The organism is Chryseobacterium sp. 22543 (assembly GCF_052044565.1).
GTDB lineage: Bacteria > Bacteroidota > Bacteroidia > Flavobacteriales > Weeksellaceae > Chryseobacterium.
This window is the reverse complement of the sequence record NZ_JBQENH010000004.1, coordinates 218393-239528: the sequence shown is the minus strand read 5'-3', so window position 1 is coordinate 239528 and position 21136 is coordinate 218393. Positions and strand designations below refer to the sequence as shown.

The following is a 21136-nucleotide window of genomic DNA, read 5'->3' as shown; positions in this document are numbered from 1 at the left end:
AAAAAAATATCCGTACCTTTGTATACCATAAACGGTTTCGGAAAACTCCCGAAATCGCTTTTGTCGTTTATATCAATACTATTTATGCAATTAAAATCCATCAAAGAAAAGTTTCTTCCAGATCTGATGCAGAAAGAGTTTGGGAAAGAAATTTTCACCCAGTTAGAAAACAGCCAGCATATTGCCGTAAAGGGAAGTGCGGGATCTTCAGTTTCTATTTTTGTGGCTGAACTTTTTTTAGTTCAAAAGAAAAATATTCTTTATCTGGTAGATGATAAAGAGGATGCATTGTATGCCAATACTGAAATGGAAGATCTTATTGGCAAAGATAAGGTGTTGTATTTTCCAGCCACCCATCTTGAGCCTTATCAGGTAGAAAAAACACAAAATGCCAATCTGGTTTTAAGAACTGAAGTTTTAAATAAAATCAATTCAGGGAGATCTCCGAAAGTTATTGTAGCTTATGCCGGAGCTTTGTCTGAAAAGGTTTTGAAAAAAGAAGATTTTAAAGCCATCTCTCATCATATAAAAGTAGGTGACCAGCTGGACTTCGATTTTGTAGACGAATTGCTCACCCATTACCATTTTCAGCAGGCCGATTTTGTTTCAGAACCGGGAGAATTTTCTGTAAGAGGGGGAATTGTAGATGTATTTTCTTATTCATACGAAAAGCCATATAGGATTACATTCTTTGGGAATGAAGTGGAAAGTATTAAAACTTTTGATATCGAAACCCAGCTTTCTATAGATAAAGTAAAGGATTTTCAATTGGTTTCCAATATGAATTTCTCTGTGACAGGAAGCAGAGTGTCATTGTTACAGCTGTTGCCAAACGAAAGTTTTGTAGTTTCTAAAAATGGAATGATAGGAATGCAGAAGATCAGAACGTTCTATGAGAAGTCCCTGGAAAAATATGATACTTTAAGTAAAGATATTGCTCACAGAACTCCTCAGGAACTTTTTATTTCTGATCAGGAGTTTTTATTCGATTATAAAAAATTCAGAACAGTTGATTTTGGTGGGGCAGTAATTGAAGGATTGAAGGAAATTACTGAAGTCAAAATGGAGCAGCTCCCTCAGCCGTCTTTTCATAAAAACTTTGAACTGCTGATTGAAGATATTGAAGAAAAACAGAACAGCGGATTTGATACGTGGATTTCCTTTTCAACAGAAAAACAGAAAGAAAGACTCGAATCTATTTTTGAAGAACTTGAACATGAACTTCCTTTTAAGAGCTTTAAATCTGAGCTGCATGAGGGATTTGTGGACAACGGTCACAAGCTTCTTGTTTATACTGACCACCAGATCTTTGACCGTTATCAGAGATATAAGGCAAAGAATACTTTTGCAAAATCAGAGCAGCTTACCCTGAAAGACCTGATGTCTTTGAAAATAGGTGACTATATTGCCCATATTGACCACGGGATCGGAAAATTTATGGGGCTGGTAAAAGTAAATAATGATGGTAAGATTCAGGAATGTTTTAAACTGACTTATAAAAACGGAGACTTATTATATGTAAGTATTCACTCTTTGCATAAGATTTCGAAATACAATGGACCGGATGGAAGAGAGATTGTGCTGAGCAAACTTGGTTCTCCAACCTGGAAATCTTTGAAACAAAAAACAAAAGCGAAGGTAAAGCAAATTGCTTTTGATCTTATTCAATTATACGCACAGCGAAAGACGGCAAAAGGTTTTGCTTATACACCGGATTCTTATCTTCAGAATGAACTGGAGGCCAGCTTTATCTACGAGGATACTCCGGATCAGGAAAAAGCAACCGTAGATGTAAAGAAAGATATGGAGGCTGATACGGTTATGGACAGGCTGGTTTGTGGTGATGTAGGTTTCGGTAAAACGGAAGTTGCAATCCGTGCAGCATTTAAGGCGGCCACAGACGGTAAACAGGTTGCAATATTAGTTCCCACAACTATTCTTGCTTTTCAGCACTACAGGAGTTTTAAAGAAAGACTTAAAGATTTTCCTGTAAATGTTGGTTATATAAACCGATTCAGAACAGCGAAGCAAAAATCAGAAACTTTAGATGCTTTAAAGAATGGAAAAGTAGATATTATCATTGGGACACACCAGCTGGTAAGCAGTTCTGTGAAGTTTAAAGATCTGGGCCTGCTGATTATTGATGAAGAACATAAGTTTGGAGTTTCAGTAAAGGATAAGTTGAAAACACTTAAAAGTAATGTTGATACGCTTACCCTTACAGCGACTCCTATTCCAAGGACTTTACAGTTTTCATTAATGGCGGCAAGGGATTTATCTGTCATCAAAACACCACCACCTAACAGACAGCCTGTAGATACGCAATTGATCGGATTCAATGAAGAGATTCTTCGTGATGCCGTTTCTTATGAGCTTCAGAGGGATGGTCAGGTTTATTTCATTAATAACAGAATAGAAAACCTTAAAGATATTGCCGGACTTATTCAGAGACTGGTTCCGGATGCAAGAGTGATCACAGGACATGGTCAGATGGAAGGAAAGCAGCTGGAGAAGAATGTTCTGGATTTTATGGAAGGGAAATATGATGTTCTAGTGTCCACGACAATTGTAGAAAGTGGTGTGGATGTCCCGAATGCCAATACCATTTTCATCAATGATGCACAGCGGTTTGGAATGGCAGATCTGCATCAGATGAGAGGAAGGGTAGGACGTAGTAACAGAAAGGCATTCTGCTATCTGATTACACCACCTTATGATATGATGACTTCCGATGCCAGAAAACGTCTGGAAGCCATTGAGCAGTTTTCTGATCTGGGAAGTGGTTTTCAGATTGCAATGAAAGACCTTGAAATCCGTGGTGCCGGTGACCTTTTGGGTGCTGAACAAAGCGGGTTCATCAATGAAATGGGGTTTGAAACATATCAGAAACTAATGCAGGAAGCGCTGGAAGAACTGAAAGATGATGCTGACTTTGAAAGTCTGTTTGAAAACGAGGAAGACAGACAAAAGCTCTTCAAATCTGTAAAAGATGTCAATATCGATACTGACCTGGAATTGATGTTACCTGATTTCTATATTTCCAATACCGAAGAAAGATTACTGCTGTACCAGAAAATTGCAGAAATTAATAATGAAGTTGATCTTCATCAGTTTGAACTTGAGCTGATTGACCGTTTTGGAGCATTGCCGAAAGAAGCCGTCAATCTATTGAAAAGCGTTTCTCTGAAATGGTTAGCCGCAGATATAGGTTTTGAGAAGATTGTTATGAAAAATGGAGTATTCTTAGGATACTTCCCAGGGAATCCTCAGGATAAATTCTACCAGACAGATAGATTCAGACATATTATTAATTATTTAACCCGAAATCCTGCCGAAGCCCAGCTTAAAGAGAAGTCCGGAAAAGAAGGTAATCAGCTGATGATGAGGAAGGAAAGGGTGAAAAATGTGGATGAGGTTAATATATTGTTAAAAGCTATTATTGAACATAATTAAATTATAGGTTTTGTTTTTTGTAAACAAATTTGTAAAAAATGTGAAAAGCGTATAAAATCTTAAATTTTATACGCTTTTTTGTGATTGTTATCATGTTTTTTCTGAGTAATATTCCTTGAGAGGAGAATTAAGCCTGTTTTGAAGGGTCTGATATCACTTTGTTATGACTAAAAATATCCTGTAGATTCCCGTACAGTAAGGGTTTGAGACCTTACTAGATTTTTTTTAAACATAAAAAGTGGAGTTATGTAGAAATAATTCTACTTTTATGTGTGATTAATTCTATGTTGTAATGTGTTTATTTCTATAGGTTTATGGATGTATAACTGGAATTTTTAGGACTTCATTGTGTACCTTTGCAGTCCTTATTATGAAAAAAATTATATATTGCTGCGCAGCTGGACTTCTATCACTCTGCGCTAATGCGCAGGTGGGAATAGGTACTGCAAAACCTAAATCTGTTCTTGATGTGAATGGAAAAACCACCTTAAGAAAAGAACTTAGAGTAGGCGGAACTTCAACTCAGGCTGGAGATGCCGGGTTAAACGGCCAGGTTTTGGTTTCTCAGGGTGAGGGTTTGCCTCCCGTGTGGAAGTCTTTGAACATTTCCTTTATGGAAGAGGGACAGTATAAGTTGATCAACTCTTATCTGTCGTCAGATCAAACGGGTATTATCTCACTTACCAATGGTATTGCTGGTGATGGTATTTACAAAAACAGTGTTGGAGATAATATTACTGATGCTGCTAAAGGAACATGGAAAAAGATTGATGGACTTACAAATACCTTTACAATCAAAAATGGAAAAAATAGGCTTACCTATCAGTTCCAGACAGGAATCGAAATAAAAGCACCTACATCTACGACGATAGAAAGTGTAAGATTTACCTGTGGTGTTTTCAGAAACGGAACTTTGGTAGCGGTACGTCCGGATAGAGTTGCGTCTAATAACAACAGCGGAAAAAATGGTCTTCAGGACTATATCTTTACCCTTAATTATACCGAACAGAATGTTCCCGTTGGAGCTCATACGATTGAGATTGCATGCAGAAAGATTGATACTTCAAATTCTACCTCACAATTTGCCATCGGACGCAATGTACAGGCTTCAAATGGAGCTTCCAGTGCATTTACTTTGGAGTCTACAATGAAAATGGACGTTATTGAATACGTGAGCTATAAAACTAACTAATGATGAAAAAACTATTATCAACCCTATTTCTGACCATAGGACTTTTGGTGTCGGCTCAGGTAGGAATAAAAACAGATACTCCAAAAGCAACTCTTGATGTAAACGGAGATTTGAACTTCAGAAATAAAATTGCAGTCCTTAATGCTACTGATAATTCAATTTCTCAGGGAAATAACGACCAATTACTGGTTTCTCAGGGAGAAGGCTATGCCCCAATCTGGAAATCACTTCGTATTCCTGAATATGAGCCTAATAAATTTTATCTGATCTACAACAACTCTTTTTCAGATAAAGTAGGGATTTCATTTACTTCTTCTGATGATTCTTCGGTAGGTTTGGCCTCAAGAGGGGGAACTTTTACCAAAGGAAAAGAGATCAGCAGTCTTACTAATTTTAAAAAAATCAACAATCTTTCACAGGTAATCAGTGTATTCAGTACTCAGAGTAAAGCTTACTTCCAGTTTGAAACGGTTGTACAGGCAGACTTCGGAGGTGCTGGGACTACAGATACCTCAATAGATTATGCCTGTGGGATTTTTGTAGACAATAAACTGGTGAATCTGAGACAGAGAAACTTAAAAGCAATCAGTACTTCATATCCTTTCCTTACCCATACTCAGATTGGTATTGTAGATAATCTTGCGAAAGGAGATCATACAGTAGATGTTGCCTGTACAAGATTGGGTTCTTATGGAGCGGGGAGCAATACCCTTACGATAGGAACCAATGTATACTCTAATATTAATGGCTTTATTTCACAGTCATCCCTTAAAGTAGATGTATATGAAGTTCCAGAAGTGTTTAACACCATTATAAACTAAAGCGGATTATGAAAAAAATATTATTTGTAACATCACTTCTGTTAACTGTTGCAGCTACTGCCCAAGTGGGTATTAATACTCCTAATCCGACTAATATGCTGGATGTAAACGGAGACCTGAATGTTGGAAAAGAATTAAGAACAGGAGGTACAGATGTACTGAGAGGATCTGCCGGAGCAGCAGGTGATATATTTCACAATAACGCAGACCTGACTACAAACGACTGGAAGGCAATAAAAATTGCAGACGGACAAGGAAGTATGTCAGTTTTTTCAATCAATACGGTTGCTGATAAAACAGGAGTTACTTTTGTTGCGCCAAACGGAGCTACTACTCCTTATAACGATGGAGATGCTTTAGCTGGGAACTGGACTGTGCTTCCCGGGGCAGTGGATACATTCTCTGTAACCAATATGGTGAATAAAGCTACATTCTCTTTTCAGACGACTGTTCAAAAAACAGGAACAAGCTCAGCGAGTTTTGCCTGTGGTATTTTTATAGATGACAAACTTAGAGCGGTAAGAACAGATGTTTTATTAGGAGATAGCGGGGCCTACAAGATTTTTAATCTTAATGCTACTCTTGCGAATCTTACTCCTAAAAACCAATATAGCGTTAAAGTAGCCTGCATCAAAAGAGCAATCTCAGGAACAAATCTGGGAATAGGAAAAGCTGTTGATGCTACTTATCTTAATAGCGATATGTCACAATCTGTTTTGACGACATCTATATTGCAACCTTATTAATTTTTATGATAATACAATAATTAGAAATCTAAAAACGTTATGTTTTTAGATTTTTTTTGTTTATTAACTCTATTTCTTGTGAATTTGTCCATATAAATTGAAGTGTATTATCGAAAATTGAATTATATTTGGGCAAGCTAAAAAAATTCTATATGGTAAAAAACTATTTTTTAAAAATATTTGCCGGTATTGCTTTTCTTGGGCTGCTGGCAGCATGTACTACTACCTCAGATCCCATAGAATCTATCCCGAATCCGGATGATGGACCGCCGCCTAAAAAGGTTTTAGCAAAGGTGAGTGCTAATAATATTTCCCAGGAAGAATATGTTACGGCAGCAGTAACCGGAGATTTACAGACTGCAGTTTCTAAGGATGAATCTGCTCCGGGTGCTTTTTATACGGGAACGGTAACGTATACCAACAAGAATATCACAAAAATTAAATATGTAAGTTCAGCAGCATCCAGTCTTGTTTATGAATTTAATATTGTTCCTGATGCTACAGGTAAAAAGATTTACAACGCCACTTCTACTACAACGGGTGCCACTCCATCAGTTTCTGTTATAAGTGACTATACTTTTACTTATAATCCAACGACGAATAAACTTACTAAGATTCTTGAGAAGAGAAAAGAAGGAGGAATCAGCGCTTATAACAAATTTATAGATTATAGTTTTGTATATACCGGAGATAATGTTATTCAGGTAGTTTCTTCCAAAGGATTATTAGATATCAATGGAAACCCGAATATGGGTACTGCAGTAGTAAGCAAGTACAGCTTTCAGAACTATGATGCTCAGAAAAGCCCTTACTCTACACTTTCACCGGTTTATTTTATAACACGAAGTCTGATAAATCCAGCTCAATTCTATAAAATTTCTCCGAATAATCCTACTTCAATGTTTATAGAATTGCCTTCACCAGCGGCTCCGGTAAATACAGCTCAGAGCTATTCTTATGATAATCAAGGGTATGTGGTTGTAGAGAAAAACCAGAATGTTACTTTTACCTATAAAAATTTATAGGAGAGAGATAGTTATTAATCTTACCAGAATATAAAATAATCATATAATTTTTAGGTAAAAAAAATTATATTTGTCAAAAAAATAATCAATTACAAGGAAATGAAGCAAATTTTCTATTTTATTTTACTAATCGCAGGTTTTTCTTCAATACATTCCTGCAAGAGTTTACTAGATGAAGATGGGAATCCATTATTGGATCTTAATAATACAGGGGGATTAAGCGGCCCCAGAGCATTATACAGAGAAATTACAGATAAAGATACTATCGCAGAATATCAGTACAGCGGACTTCTTGTGACTAAAGTACTTACAGATAGTGCTTCAGTGACTAATATTATGTATAGTGGTGATAAAATCAGCCAGATTAATTTCAATGGCTTTTTGGATCTTGACGGAAACGGAAAACTAGATAAGGATAGTGTATCATACACTCAATTATTCACTTACGCAAATAACAATAAGCTGCAGACGATTTCTGAAAACCGTTCTATTTTCAGAAGACCTCCGCCTGTACCACCGGCAACTACTCCAGGTCCACAGACATTACTGAAAAAAGAGAAGAGCCTTTACAATATTAAATATAGTACTGCTACAGGGAAGCTGGATTCTATCATTATGAGGAATGGTCCGGATGTAGTAGGAGTGCCGCTTGCTTTCACAGATTACTCTAAAACGGCTTACACATATGTAGGCGATAACGTATCTAAAGTAACAAGAAACTATGGAACAATGACAGGAGGAGCATTCGGTGCTGTTACAGGAAAATATAGCTATGAATACTATGCATATGATGATCAGGTGAGCCCGTTCACATTATTGCCACACGTATATAAGATTTCAAGACTATTATCTACAGTAATCAATGATAAAGAAAGTCTTATTCTATCTCCAAACAACCCTAAGAGATGGTCGGTGACAGATCTTTCGCCACCTATTCCAACTCCAATTGTAAAGAGTACCAATTACGTTTATGATCCTCAGACTTATATGACAAAAGGATACGGCGTTAATTATATCTACAAACCACAATAGAAGACTTTTTTAATAATATTGAAACTCAATCTTTCCTAAGATTGAGTTTTTTATTTTTTATCCCTTAATTTTGCAAAAAATTTCTGATGAAATATTTAATTGTCGGGCTTGGTAACAAAGGCTCAGAATATGAAAATACACGACACAATATAGGCTTTAAAGTAGCTGAAAAAATAGCTGAAACTCTTGAGGTATCATTCAATACCTCTAACTTTGGCTGGATGGCAGAAGGAAAACATAAAGGCAGAAAAGTTTTTATCCTTAAACCAGATACGTATATGAATCTTTCCGGAAATGCGGTGAAATACTGGATGCAGAAAGAAAATATTCCTTTGGAAAATGTACTGATTGTTACTGATGATCTTGCTTTACCTTTCGGAACATTAAGGTTGAAAGGGAAAGGCTCTGATGCTGGCCACAACGGACTCAAAAATATTAATGAAGTATTGCAGACCCAAAATTACGCAAGGCTTCGTTTCGGAATCTCTGCTGATTTCTCTGCAGGACGACAGGTAGATTATGTATTAGGAACCTGGAATGAAGAAGAGACAGCAAAGCTTACTGAGAGAATTGAAACTTTTTCAAAAGCGAGCCTTTCTTTCGTATTTGCAGGATTGAATAATACGATGTCTGCATTTAACGGGAAATAATAGAAAGACAGAAAGTAAGAGAGTATAGGAGCAGGTAATAAGGAGTAGACTTTTATTGCATGACAAAAAATAAATGCCACCGGATTCCGATGGCATTTTCTGTAAATTATAATTGAAATTTAATGAGTTTATCTTTTATAACCAACTTACTGCACCAGTTTCAACATCATAATTGGCACCAACAATTTTAATTTTTCCTTCTTCTTCAAGTTTTTTAAGTGTTGAGCTTTGCTTACGGATGTCTTCAATAGCGCTTTTTACGTTTTGCTGATTAAGCCTTTCCAAAAGAGAACTGTTTTTTGATGAACGCTCTTCATTTTCTTCAATGATGTCATTGATGATAGGGTTGAAATGGTTGATCAGGTGGTTAAGATTATCCATTCCCAATCCTTCAATCTGTGCAGCATCAAGACCTCCTTTCAAAGCACCGCATTTTGTGTGGCCTAAAACTACAATAAGTTTAGAACCGGCAACGTTGCAGCCAAATTCCATCGATCCAAGAATGTCCTGATTAACAAAATTACCGGCAATTCTGATACTGAAAACGTCTCCCAATCCCTGGTCAAAGATAAGCTCCGCAGAAGTACGGCTGTCTATACAGCTTAGAACTACAGCAAAAGGCCACTGTCCTTCACGGGTAGCATTCACTTGCTCAAGAAGGTCTCTGTTTGCTTTAAGATTGTTTACAAATCTTTGATTTCCTTCTTTTAAGAATTCTAATGCTTTCTCTGGAGTGATAGTAGACTGTGTTTCGTATGTATGTGCTTTCATATTTTTATTGTTTTCGAATTTAAAGTTAAAAAAATTAATTATAAATGGAGATTACATGGCTCTTTTGTGAGTAACCAGAATATGGGAATCCTCACTTCTTTCGTAATCTCTGTATGAAGTTTTAAAGCCTAAAAGTTCTACGTTGATGTCCTGTTCCTTTGCACGGATATTGGCAAAATCCTGAATCATTTCCAGTACATCTGTTGCGATGTATGAAGTGCTTCTGGCATCAATGATGACCGTTGAACTTGGTTTTATATTTTTAAGTGTTTTTTTGATAGCAGCTTTATTTAAAAATGAAACTTCTTCAGCTAGTTTTATGTTGATTCCATCTGCATCATCCAGCCTTTCTCTGCTCAAATAATAAGCTCTTTTCATATTCCCCTGAAGGATATAGAAAACAGAGATAGTAAGACCAATTCCGACTCCTTTTAATAAATCTGTTGCTACAACAGCTACCACCGTTGCTACAAACGGAATAAACTGGAATTTTCCTAAATGCCAGAAATGCTTGAATGTAGCCGGCTTTGCCAATTTATATCCCACTAAAATTAATACCGCAGCCAATGTAGCTAATGGAATTAAATTTAAAATAACAGGAATAGAAAGTACACAGATCAATAAGAATATTCCGTGAATAATGGCTGAGATTTTAGAAGTTGCTCCGGCGTTAGCATTGGCAGAACTTCTTACGACAACAGACGTCATTGGAAGACCACCGATAAATGAGCTGATAAGATTTCCGATTCCCTGAGCCTTAAGCTCAAGATTGGTATCCGTAATTCTTCTCTGTCGGTCTAATCGGTCTGATGCTTCAATACAAAGTAACGTCTCAATTGAGGCTACAATAGCAATTGTTGCACCTACAATCCATACTTTAGGATTTGTGAAACCATTAAAATCCGGAGTGGTAATCAGGTTCTTGAAATCATCAAAAGACTGAGGAACAGGCAAAGAAACCAAATGCTGGGTTTCGATAGCCAGAGAACTTCCGGACATCTTGAAGAGTTGATTCAGAAGAATACTTACAATTACTGCAACCAAAGCTCCAGGAAGCATTTTCAGTCTCTTCAGAACGTGGATTTTATCCCATGCTATAAGAACTGCTACTGAAATCAAAGTAATAACAATAGCCCCAGGGTGGATAGCCCCAAATAATTCTGTAAAATATCCGAAGTTTAAACCATTATCAAAAATAGATTCATGACCTTCATAATCTTTATCAAATCCTAAAGCATGCGGAATCTGTTTTAAAATAATAATGATTCCTATGGCAGCAAGCATTCCTTCAATAACGTTGTTGGGAAAGTAGTTGGAAATACTTCCGGCTCTTACAAACCCTAAAATCAATTGAATAAGTCCTGCAATAATCCCTGCACAAAGGAAAAGCTCAAATGCGCCAAGATCTGTTATAGCTGTTAAAACAATTGCCGTTAAACCTGCTGCAGGCCCGGAAACTGAAATATTAGAATTACTGATTGTTCCTACTACCAGGCCGCCTATAATACCGGAAATAATACCGGATAATGGGGGAGCACCTGATGCTAAAGCAATTCCTAAACACAACGGAAGTGCTACTAAAAATACCACGAGTCCTGAAGGAAAATTCTCCTTGATTCCTCCTATTAATGATGTCTTTTTCATAATGTGAAGCTGTAAAGTATAACCGGCTTATTTTTTTTTAAATAAGTCAATTACAAAAAGTTGAGAAAAAATAATTTTTAAAGTACATGTGTGTCCGATATCAAAAAATGATATGGAAATAGTATCAAAAAAATCTAACTATAAGAGTTACGCTTCCGGAGGGGGAGAAAATATAGTAAGTAAAGGTGAAAGATGAAAAGAATCATCTATCAGTACAAAAGAAACGCCCTGAAAATCAGGTTCGGAAAACTTCAGATAGTCGAAAACGTCCAAAGGTTTCGGAATGGTCTTTTCATAAACAATAAATGAGGACGGATGAGAATGTGGTTCTTCTTCGTTGATTATTATATTCGTTCTTGCAATATCCCAGCCCGCTACCGCAGCAATGCCTGGCAGCGCCGTAAAATTCAGAAAAAACGTTAATACAATAATACTCCAGAATTTCATTTTACATTCTTTTTAGAAAAACTACTTAGTCTTTCTGCTCATTACCCAATCTGAACTTGTAAGATTGTAGATCTTTTGGATGTCTTTTAAGGTTTTCTCAAAATCAATCTCCAGATCAATGATCTTACCTGTTCTAAGGTCAAATACCCAGCCGTGTACAATAGGTTGTTCCTCTAAAATATACCTTTCCTGTACGCAGGCCATTTTGATCACGTTGATGCACTGCTCCTGAACATTAAGTTCAACAAGTCTGTCATAACGCTTGTTTTCGTCTTCAATAGAATCCAGCTCTACCTGATGTAATCTGTAAACGTCACGGATGTTTCTCAGCCAGGGATTCAACAATCCCAGATCCTGAGGAGTCATCGCTGCTTTTACACCACCACAGTTGTAATGTCCGCACACAATAATGTGTTTCACTTTCAGATGTTCTACAGCATATTGAATAACGGCTGTGGAACTCATATCTAAAGTATTGACTACATTAGCAATGTTTCTGTGAACAAATACTTCGCCCGGCTTTGCTCCCATCAATTCTTCTGCGGTGGCTCTGCTGTCTGAACATCCGATATAAAGAAATTCAGGATGCTGAGTTTTTGCAAGTTCCTTAAAGAAATTCGGGTCTTCAGCTATTTTGGATTCTACCCATTTTTTGTTGTTTTCGAAAATAACCTCGTACGATTGTGACATAATTTTAAATTTTTAAAAGTTTATAATTATTTATTTCGTTTAAATTATTTCCAAAATCAATAGACTAAATCAATAATTATGCAAAAATATACTTTTTGTTAAAAAGTAAATCACTTTTAACAAAGTTTAATATTAAAATATGCTTAAAATCATATCTAATATTCCGATATAGTTTGCTTTACAGCCATCAGGCTCTATAGGGTAATCCAAACGTTTAAAACCATGATAAAATTACGAAGTATAAATTAAAAATTGAGATTTGTGAATTAAAATATTCTTAATTTATTTGTCTCATCACATGTTGCTTCACAAGAGTTCATTAAAAAGCTGTCATATGTGTCAAAAAATGAATAATTTAACACCTTGATTAATCTATCCATTTGATGTCTGATCTTGGTCTGCAATCTTTATCACCACTATTTTATTGGGCAGGAATTTTTATTGCCTTTTTTTCATCTTTTCTGATCTTGGGAAAATCCAAGAAGGTGACCGCAGATTATGTGTTGGCAATATGGTTTATGATCATAGGAATTCATCTTATTTTCTTTGTTTTATTTCATGCAGAAGGATATTTGCGTTTCCCTTCTCTCATTGGTTTCGAGATTCCCTTTCCTTTTATGCATGGGCCAATGCTGTATTTGTACATTTTGTATGTCACCAGCCAAAATTCAGGCAAAAAGATCTGGCTGCTGCATTGGATTCCGGTTTTAATGATCTATATCTCTTTGTTTCAGTTTTTGCTGCTCCCTCCGCAAGAGAGAGTAGAGGTATATCAGAATAAAGGAAAAGGGTATGAAACATTGAGCCAGGTGATTAAATTTCTTATGATTCTCTCGGGAATTCTGTATGTAGGATTAAGTTTTCTTGCAGTAAGAAAATATAAGAAAGCAATTTCCAATCAATATTCAAATACTGAGAAAATCAATCTGAACTGGGCATATTATCTGATTACCGGTATTGCGCTGATTTGGATTGCCGTTATGATCAGGAATAATATTCTTATTTTTTCAATGGTTGTTTTGTTTATTATGGTTGCTGCTTATTTCGGGATCAGCCGGGTGGGCATTCTGGATTATTCAGTGGTAAAAACTGAAGGCGATACGGAAAATAGTACAGTTGAAAACAGTCCTGAAGTTCCAAAATATGAGAAAACCTTTGCCGGAAAAGAAGCAATACAGGATATCTATAATAAGCTGGTGATTCAGATGGAGAAGGAAAAATTGTATACAGATCCTGAATTGAACCTGAACTATGTTGCAAAACTTTTGGATGTTCATCCGAATACACTTTCCCAAACCATTAATTTTGTTGAAAACAGAAACTTTTATGACTATATCAACCGTCAGCGGATTGAAGAATTTAAGAGAATAGCAGTGTTACCTGAAAATGGAAAGTTTACGATTCTTTCACTGGCATTTGAGAGTGGATTTAATTCAAAAACCTCTTTTAACCGGAATTTTAAGAAATATATGAACTGCTCACCAAGAGAGTTTCTAAAAAGCCAGAGTATTACTATGGAATAACTTATTTATTAATTTGTTTTAGTATAAGTTATTCTTTTTGAGTTGTTTAAATGTTTGTTCCACCTTTCATTTTGGAACAGATGAAGCGTTTATAATCCTCATTTTTACAAAAAAATTGAATCAGACTTTTATGAAAAAATTACTATTTGTAATCATGTGTGTGCTGGCATTGCTTATTGGCGCTTATCCTCTTATGTATGCTTTTGTGGAGCAGAAACATACTTTTTTAGGTTCCAAATCTCCTGAAGTGCTTCATAATATCATTTGGAAAACAGCATTTTTTGCCCATATTATTTTCGGAGGGCTGGCGCTTTTTATGGGCTGGCGTCAGTTTGGCAGCTCATTCAGGAATAAATATATCAAGATTCATAGGAAACTTGGAAGTATCTATGTCATTGCAGTGGTCATAAGTTCTGTTTCAGCTGTTTATATGGGCTTTTATGCCAATGGCGGACTGATCTCCGCAATAGGATTTATCAGCTTAGGATGTGTCTGGCTGATGACAACTCTTATGGCGGTTGGGCAGATAAGAAAAGGGAATGTTGTGATGCATCAACAGTTCATGATTTACAGTTATGCCTGTACTTTTGCTGCCGTGACACTGAGATTGTGGTATCCTTTGCTAACCAATATTACCGGTGATCCTGAAAACTCTTATACTGCTGTTGCCTGGCTGTGCTGGGTTCCTAATTTATTGACTGCCTATTTTATCAATAAAAGAATAGCTGTGATATAGATTTCCCTTCACAAAAGAGATTATATTCTACTCCGGCAGCTTTCCATACTCCATACTTTTCATCTCTAAGTTTAAATATTTATTTCCTTCATTTTTATAATGCTGAGGAGGCTGAAGACCCATGTATTTCATAATCAGAGGATAGATATAAGTCGTTTGGGTCTGTTTAGTTTCATGTCCGGTAATTCTATATGCTGCAGGAACTTTATCACCAAACCATACAAAAAATGGCACCTGAGTAGATTCTTTAGAGTCTATATGCAGTAATTTGTCACCCTGTATTTTAAGTCCATGATCTGAAGCATAGATCACTACGGAATTGGTGTTTTTCAACGTACGGAAAATATTATTGAAGACATAATCTGTATATTTTATGGAGTTGTCATAGCAGTTTAGATTCTCAGAATTCCAGTTGGGAGGAAGTCTGTTGCATGGATTGGGGTGGCTTCCCATGATGTGGAGAACTACAAATTTATCCTCTTTTTTCTGAATGACCTTCTCCAGTTCAGGGACAATCACTTCATCGTAGCCGTTTACCCATTTTTTATTTTTAGACATTGAAGCAATGGCTGTTATTCCTCTTGCGCTTGCCTGTGTGCTGAGCCAGAAAGAATTGTATCCGGTTTGGTTAGCCAGATTGATGATATTGTAGGATAGCTTGTCATAACGGTACCTGAATTCATCAGGATGAATGCTGGACAGCATTAAAGGCACACTCAGGTTGGTAATTCCTGCAGGAGAAACTGCATTGTCAAAAATCATCATGTTTTCAGCCTGCTGATCTGTATAGGGTGTTGTTTTTTTATGATAGCCATACAATGACATGTTTTGCTTTCTTTCGGATTCTCCAATAATAAAAATTACATTTTCAATCCCTGGCTGTATTTTTTTAATATTGAAAACAGGAACATTCTTTTTTATTTCATTGATATCTCTCTGGATATTCAATGCTGTATTGAAATCGGATAAATGGTAGTATACATTCTTTATCATTTTTCCTCCCCCTTTATTGCTTACATATGTGTGTTTAAGATGATATCCAAACGGTAGAATAAGCCACAGTAATGCAATGATGATAAACTTAGCATCAAAACGGACAACATTTTTTTTAAGGTAGTTCACAGAATATAGTAACATTCCCAGAAAAATCAAAAACAAAATACCCGGAAGGATAAACATGTAAGACATGCTCATTGCTTCATCTGGATTAGATTCAAGAATACTGATGGCCATTCCTACATTAAATCCGGAATGATAGATAAGGAAGCACGATGCTGATATTAGAAAATTAATGCTTAATAATAAGCACAGAATAACAGCAACGACTGAAGTATATTTATTTTTTAAAAGAAGCGCATTGAATACAAGGAAAGAACAAAACATAATTCCATATTCAAAAATACTCCGGATGCTTTCCAGCTTCTCTGACCCGAATAAATTATCAAAAATATAAGGGAAAGAAAGAAGAAAACCTGTGAGATAGATTAAAATAAGAAAAATCGGAATTATTTTTTTGAGCATGGTTGTATATATGTTTTCGGGGCTGTTAAGATCATTTTTTATAATCTTTCTTAAGAGTCTTCCGGGAGAGAGCCTGCTGAATATCAGAATCGTGTGTTGCTTGAGAAGAATTAATATCAGTTAATAATTCTTAGGGATTACAGATATTATATCAAGTCAAAAAAGAATCTTTTGAAAGATAAATTGCTACAGTTGTACGGAGCGTTGTTTCTGTCCGTTTAGATTTTCAATGATTGTAGAAAACGTAACTATAGAGCTGATATTGCAGATAAAGAATGGGAATAATGAGGGTGTGTTTCTTTCATCAAAAAATATATTTTTTTAATTAATAATAAGCCTGGGTTGTGTTTTTAATATTAAGCGATTTTTTCAGAACAAGGAGCATTGAAGAATTGATGCCATCGGGATTTTCAAACCGAATAATCATATCGTTATTTCATAACTAAACAATGCCTTTTTTACAAATGTACACGAAATTACCGATAAATGCAAGTAGAATTTTTACTATAAGTGGCTGGGATTACTACACTTTACGGTTGATATAGTCCATTGTGGCATTAGGAGTTGGGATGATTTTTGCCGGGTTTCCTATGACAACAGAATTGGACGGAACGTCAAAGTTGACATAAGAATTAGGAACAATCAATACATTATTTCCAATAGTAACAGCTCCTACAATAACAGCATTGGTACCTATCCATACTTCATCACCAATGATTGGAGAACCTTCATTTTTTCCACGGTTTTGCTGGCCGATGGTGACTCCCTGTGCGATATTACAGTTCTTTCCAATGACTGTTTTCGGATTGATAACAAGACTTCCCCAGTGCCCCAGATAAAAACCTTCCCCGATCTGGGTTTCAGGATAAATCTGAAATCCGTATTTGATCTGATAATGTCTTAATACAATTCTCCAGAAAGTATTCAAAAGAGGATTCTTCTGATACTTCTGAGCCTTTCTCAAAATGTAAACAAAATGAAGATTGGGATTGATGCATTTTTTCCAGATCTGAAATGTTGAAAGCCACTTTCCGCTTTCCCGGTAAAAGTCTTTTTGAATGATAGAATAATCAGCCATTGTTAATGTTTTTATACTTCATCAATTATTTTCTGAAGATGTTCCACAGATTTTTCCAGTACAAACGGCAGCTCTGTTGCTGAGATCTGTTTTTTGTATTCTTCAGTTATATTTTTATCGGTAAGAAACTTTTTCATTCCTTCATAAATTCCCTCTTCGGAATTTGCAGTAATATTGCCCAGTTTTCCGTCCTGCAGAAGATCTCTGATACCGGAAATATCCGTTGCAGAAATAGGTTTGTTGAGAATAAGTGCTTCTGCTATGATGGTTGGAAATCCTTCATGCCTTGACGACATAATATAGAAATCCGCCTTTTTCATATATGGGTACGGATTACTGCTGAAGCCCAGCATTTTTGCAGTATCCTGAAGTCCCAGTGTATTGAGCTGATCCTGGGTTTTTTCAAAATCATAGCCGTCACCAATGATCAAAAGCTGATGCTTTAATCCTTCATCGATCAGTTTTTTATGAACATTCAGCAATCTGTCATACCCTTTCTGAGGATATACGGTTCCCACTGTCACAAAAGTAGGAAGATCACTGTTGAAAGGATAATCATTGATCTCAATATCTGCCTTTCTTAAGGTATCATTCTTATCAATTGGATTAAAAATCTTGATCACAGAAGCCTTTTCAGCCTCATTTTTGGCCAAATTATGCATTCCTTCCTGCAGCTTGTTGGAAATCACAAGGATTCTGTCAAACTTAAAAAACTGTCTGATGACTTCAGGAGTGTATTCTTTCAAATTGAAAATGTCATTTTGTACCCAGATGATTTTTTTGGAATCCTTTTGAGGACTTGACAGTATTTCCTGATGCATTGCATGGATGGCAGCAATCTCTACATCGTATTTTTTATTTTTTAAAATAAATTTATAAAGAAGAGAAGGAAACCAAAGAAACATTTTCTGATAAAGAACCCTGTACGCTTTCACAGGAATATCCTGCGGCCTGTTAGTCGTTATCATTTCTCCTTTTGTTAAATAGTATAAAGTCACCCATGACGGAACCTCTTTAATATATAACCCTGAATAGAGGTTGACCAGAAGATCTACTTGATATTTATCGGAGGGAAGATTTTTCAAAAAGTTGATTAATACTTTTTCTGCACCGCCATGACGTAATGAACCTATACGAATGAGGAGTTTTTTCTTTTTCAATTTGTTTCTTTTATGATTTTACAAGATTAAATTTATTTAATTTTTCTTGCTTTTTTATACTTGTGAGGAAGATTTTCTTTGATATAGGCATCCAGTTTTTTTCTGTCCTTCTCCAATTCACGGGGATATTCCGGATTGTTTTTAAGGACAATATCACCATAATCTTCAATGGTACACAGAAACTGTGCCGGGTTTCCGATAAAAACAGTGTTGTCTGGCATAGACTGTGACAACACAGAGTTGGCTCCCAGAATACAGTTGTTGCCAATCTGTACATCCTGCATGATTACAGCATTGAGACCAATTGTACAGTTGTTTCCAATCTTTATTCTTCCAAGAATCCTTGCATCTTCATATCCGGGAAGTCTTCTCAGCAGGGTAGTAGTTCCGCCGTGGTTTACAAATCTTACGTCTCCGGCAATATTCACATTGTCGCCAATTTCGATAAGGTAAGGTTCGGTTCCAAAATACACTTTATCAGGCATATTAAAGTTTTTTCCTACCTTCATACCTCTATATTTAGCCACTTCAAGACTGCCTCTATTCAAAAAAGAATGATAGAGAGCGTCTATTTTTAATAGGATTCTGAATATAAAAATCATCACAAGTGTAAAGTTGTTTTCGTTACTTTTGCAAAGAAAGAGAATTTATTAATATGATGAAAATTTCAAAAATAGAATATTATCTGCCTCAGCAGGTGTTAACTAACGAGGGTCTTGAAAAATTGTTCCCCGAATGGAGTTCCGAACGCATCAAGGAGAAAGTAGGTATTTCTCAACGTCATATTTCTTCAGACAACGAAACGGTGCTGGATATGGCTGTACAATCTTCAGAGAAAATCTTCGAAAATTATGACCGGAACAAAGTAGATTTTATTTTGTTCTGTACCCAAAGTCCGGAGTATTTTCTACCTACAACGGCCTGTATTTTGCAGGACAGATTGGGTCTTAGAAAAAATATCGGAGCGATAGACTTTAATCTTGGCTGTTCAGGGTTTGTGTATGGGCTGGCTTTTGCGAAAGGATTGATTGCTGCAGGAATTGCAAAGAGCATTCTTTTGGTTACTTCAGAAACCTACACCAAACATATTCATGCTGATGATAAAGGAAACCGAAGTATATTCGGGGACGCTTCCGCTTCCGTAATTGTTGAAAAAGCAGAGGGCAATGATTATCAGTTCTGTCTGGGAACAGACGGGAGTGGTGCTGAAAATCTTATCGTGAAGAAAGGGGCTTTCAAAAAAGACTTTGAACTGAATCCCGAGCATGAATTCAGCCCTGAAAATATTTATATGAATGGTCCTGAGATTTTTAATTTTACCATTGAAAATATTCCGGGATTGGTAAAAGAAACCCTTGAAGTAAACGGAATGACAATGGATGATATTGACCATTTTGTTTTTCACCAGGCCAATTCTTTTATGCTGAATTATTTAAGAAAGAAAACAAAAATACCGGCTGAAAAGTTCTATATTGATATGGAAAAAACCGGAAACACCGTTTCTGCAACCATTCCTATTGCCCTTAAAAATATGATGGATAAAGGAATGCTGAAGGAAGGAGATAAAGTTTTAATGGCAGGATTTGGCGTAGGATATTCATGGGGAGCCACTATTATGGAAATTTAGAACAACAAACATTTAAAATTATAGAATATGAAAACATCCGTTTTTTTAGAAAAACTACAGGAAGAATTGGAGGAAGATGAAACATTGACCACTGAAACGAATTTAAAATCTTTGGAAAGCTATGATTCTATCAGTTTACTTTCTGTTATTGCTTTTGTAGACGAAAATTTCAGTAAGAAAATTGATACCAAGCATTTTAAAGATATCGAAACTGTTTCAGATCTGATGAATGTTATAGGAAAAGAAAATTTTGAAGATTAATGGATGCTTTCTCATTAAAAAATAAAATTATCCTCATTACAGGCGCTTCTTCCGGGATCGGGAGAAGCTGTTCTGTAGAATGCAGTAAAAGCGGTGCAGATCTGATTCTTGTGGGAAGAAACCAGAACGAACTGTTGAAAACCGTTTCTCTGCTTAATTCTGAAACAAAAGTTGAGATCATTGCCGAAGACATTACCCAATCTGATAACCTTGAAGGAATCATTGCGGATAAAGTTTCAGCTTTAGGCAAAATTTCAGGATTTATACACTGTGCCGGTATAGAAAAAACACTGCCGTTAAAAAAGCACAATCCTCAGCTGTACCACGATATATTTGCAGTAAATGTGATTGCCGGACTTGAAATTGCTAAAATCCTGTCTTTAAAAAAGTATAAAGACGAGACTTCCAGTTTTGTATTTATTTCTTCCGTTGCGGGAATGGTAGGAGAGGCTGGGAAAGCTGCTTATTCTGCAAGTAAGGGAGCCGTGATTTCCGGAGCCCGTTCGTTGGCAATGGAACTTTCCAGAAGTAATATCCGTGTCAACAGCATCAGCCCTGCGATGGTGAATACCCCGATTCTGGAAAAAATGTTTGAGGATATTGGTGAAGAAGCTTCATCAGAAATCATAAAAAAGCATCCGCTGGGAATAGGTGATCCTAAAGATGTAGCGAATGCTTGTATTTTTCTATTGTCCGATGCTTCAAGATGGGTCACAGGGACCAACCTTGTTATTGACGGAGGATATTCCGCACAGTAAT

The 21136-nt window shown here is 36.2% G+C and carries 20 protein-coding genes; 12 read left to right on the top strand and 8 right to left on the bottom strand.

What is annotated here, in order from left to right:
- Nucleotides 1-84 precede the first annotated feature (84 nt).
- From mfd to pth, 7 genes are all read left to right on the top strand, one after another.
- On the top strand, nt 85-3453 hold the full coding sequence (gene mfd / locus ACTJIP_RS15525; RefSeq protein ID WP_428168759.1) for a transcription-repair coupling factor: 3369 nt from the start codon (nt 85-87) through the stop codon (nt 3451-3453).
- Between the two features lie 370 nt (nt 3454-3823).
- Nucleotides 3824-4645 carry a hypothetical protein gene (locus ACTJIP_RS15520; protein WP_219072075.1) on the top strand — a complete coding sequence of 274 codons (822 nt, stop codon included), beginning with the start codon at nt 3824-3826 and terminating at the stop codon, nt 4643-4645.
- 2 nt (nt 4646-4647) lie between these two features.
- Nucleotides 4648-5466, top strand: coding sequence for a hypothetical protein (locus ACTJIP_RS15515; protein WP_232539043.1), 819 nt, complete (start codon nt 4648-4650; stop codon nt 5464-5466).
- A gap of 8 nt (nt 5467-5474) precedes the next feature.
- Nucleotides 5475-6212 carry a hypothetical protein gene (locus ACTJIP_RS15510; protein ID WP_077413491.1) on the top strand — a complete coding sequence of 246 codons (738 nt, stop codon included), beginning with the start codon at nt 5475-5477 and terminating at the stop codon, nt 6210-6212.
- 152 nt (nt 6213-6364) lie between these two features.
- Nucleotides 6365-7237 carry a hypothetical protein gene (locus tag ACTJIP_RS15505; protein WP_180564994.1) on the top strand — a complete coding sequence of 291 codons (873 nt, stop codon included), beginning with the start codon at nt 6365-6367 and terminating at the stop codon, nt 7235-7237.
- A gap of 99 nt (nt 7238-7336) precedes the next feature.
- Nucleotides 7337-8269 (top strand): hypothetical protein, encoded by a 933-nt coding sequence (locus ACTJIP_RS15500; RefSeq protein WP_077413493.1) that lies wholly within the window; start codon nt 7337-7339, stop codon nt 8267-8269.
- Nucleotides 8270-8355: 86 nt separating this feature from the next.
- On the top strand, nt 8356-8919 hold the full coding sequence (gene pth, locus ACTJIP_RS15495; RefSeq protein ID WP_077413494.1) for an aminoacyl-tRNA hydrolase: 564 nt from the start codon (nt 8356-8358) through the stop codon (nt 8917-8919).
- Nucleotides 8920-9054: 135 nt separating this feature from the next.
- Here pth and ACTJIP_RS15490 read toward each other — a convergent pair whose 3' ends face one another.
- From ACTJIP_RS15490 to ACTJIP_RS15475, 4 genes are all read right to left on the bottom strand, one after another.
- Nucleotides 9055-9690: a carbonic anhydrase gene (locus ACTJIP_RS15490; protein ID WP_047380366.1), complete on the bottom strand. Its 636-nt coding sequence runs from the start codon at nt 9688-9690 to the stop codon at nt 9055-9057.
- A 51-nt stretch (nt 9691-9741) separates the two neighbouring features.
- Nucleotides 9742-11334, bottom strand: coding sequence for a SulP family inorganic anion transporter (locus tag ACTJIP_RS15485; RefSeq protein ID WP_077413495.1), 1593 nt, complete (start codon nt 11332-11334; stop codon nt 9742-9744).
- 147 nt (nt 11335-11481) lie between these two features.
- Nucleotides 11482-11781 carry a hypothetical protein gene (locus tag ACTJIP_RS15480; protein WP_047380370.1) on the bottom strand — a complete coding sequence of 100 codons (300 nt, stop codon included), beginning with the start codon at nt 11779-11781 and terminating at the stop codon, nt 11482-11484.
- A 21-nt stretch (nt 11782-11802) separates the two neighbouring features.
- The gene (locus ACTJIP_RS15475) at nt 11803-12471 is read right to left on the bottom strand and encodes a carbonic anhydrase (RefSeq protein WP_219072076.1); all 669 of its coding nucleotides are present in this window, start codon (nt 12469-12471) and stop codon (nt 11803-11805) included.
- 383 nt (nt 12472-12854) lie between these two features.
- Here ACTJIP_RS15475 and ACTJIP_RS15470 point away from each other — a divergent pair, with 383 nt between their 5' ends.
- Complete coding sequence (locus ACTJIP_RS15470; RefSeq protein WP_077413497.1) at nt 12855-13994, top strand: helix-turn-helix domain-containing protein; 1140 nt, start codon at nt 12855-12857, stop codon at nt 13992-13994.
- Between the two features lie 130 nt (nt 13995-14124).
- Complete coding sequence (locus ACTJIP_RS15465; protein WP_077413498.1) at nt 14125-14730, top strand: DUF2306 domain-containing protein; 606 nt, start codon at nt 14125-14127, stop codon at nt 14728-14730.
- A gap of 27 nt (nt 14731-14757) precedes the next feature.
- On the opposite strand, the gene ACTJIP_RS15460 is transcribed toward ACTJIP_RS15465, so the two are convergent.
- The 4 genes from ACTJIP_RS15460 to ACTJIP_RS15445 form a co-directional block, all read right to left on the bottom strand.
- Nucleotides 14758-16251 carry a phosphoethanolamine transferase gene (locus tag ACTJIP_RS15460; protein ID WP_180564999.1) on the bottom strand — a complete coding sequence of 498 codons (1494 nt, stop codon included), beginning with the start codon at nt 16249-16251 and terminating at the stop codon, nt 14758-14760.
- 523 nt (nt 16252-16774) lie between these two features.
- Nucleotides 16775-17329, bottom strand: coding sequence for a serine O-acetyltransferase (locus ACTJIP_RS15455; protein ID WP_047380379.1), 555 nt, complete (start codon nt 17327-17329; stop codon nt 16775-16777).
- Between the two features lie 11 nt (nt 17330-17340).
- Nucleotides 17341-18489, bottom strand: coding sequence for a glycosyltransferase (locus ACTJIP_RS15450; protein ID WP_440704816.1), 1149 nt, complete (start codon nt 18487-18489; stop codon nt 17341-17343).
- 32 nt (nt 18490-18521) lie between these two features.
- Nucleotides 18522-18998, bottom strand: coding sequence for an acyltransferase (locus ACTJIP_RS15445; protein WP_228408609.1), 477 nt, complete (start codon nt 18996-18998; stop codon nt 18522-18524).
- 146 nt (nt 18999-19144) lie between these two features.
- On the opposite strand from ACTJIP_RS15445, the gene ACTJIP_RS15440 reads away from it, so the two are divergent.
- From ACTJIP_RS15440 to ACTJIP_RS15430, 3 genes are read left to right on the top strand one after another with little or no spacing between them, the layout of a single operon-like run.
- Nucleotides 19145-20116, top strand: coding sequence for a 3-oxoacyl-ACP synthase III family protein (locus tag ACTJIP_RS15440; protein ID WP_198424134.1), 972 nt, complete (start codon nt 19145-19147; stop codon nt 20114-20116).
- A 27-nt stretch (nt 20117-20143) separates the two neighbouring features.
- A complete protein-coding gene (locus ACTJIP_RS15435; protein WP_047380387.1) occupies nt 20144-20377 on the top strand; it encodes a phosphopantetheine-binding protein in 234 nt (77 codons plus the stop codon).
- On the top strand, nt 20377-21135 hold the full coding sequence (locus ACTJIP_RS15430; protein WP_440704815.1) for an SDR family NAD(P)-dependent oxidoreductase: 759 nt from the start codon (nt 20377-20379) through the stop codon (nt 21133-21135). Before ACTJIP_RS15435 ends, ACTJIP_RS15430 begins: the two co-directional genes overlap by 1 nt.
- Nucleotide 21136 lies beyond the last annotated feature (1 nt).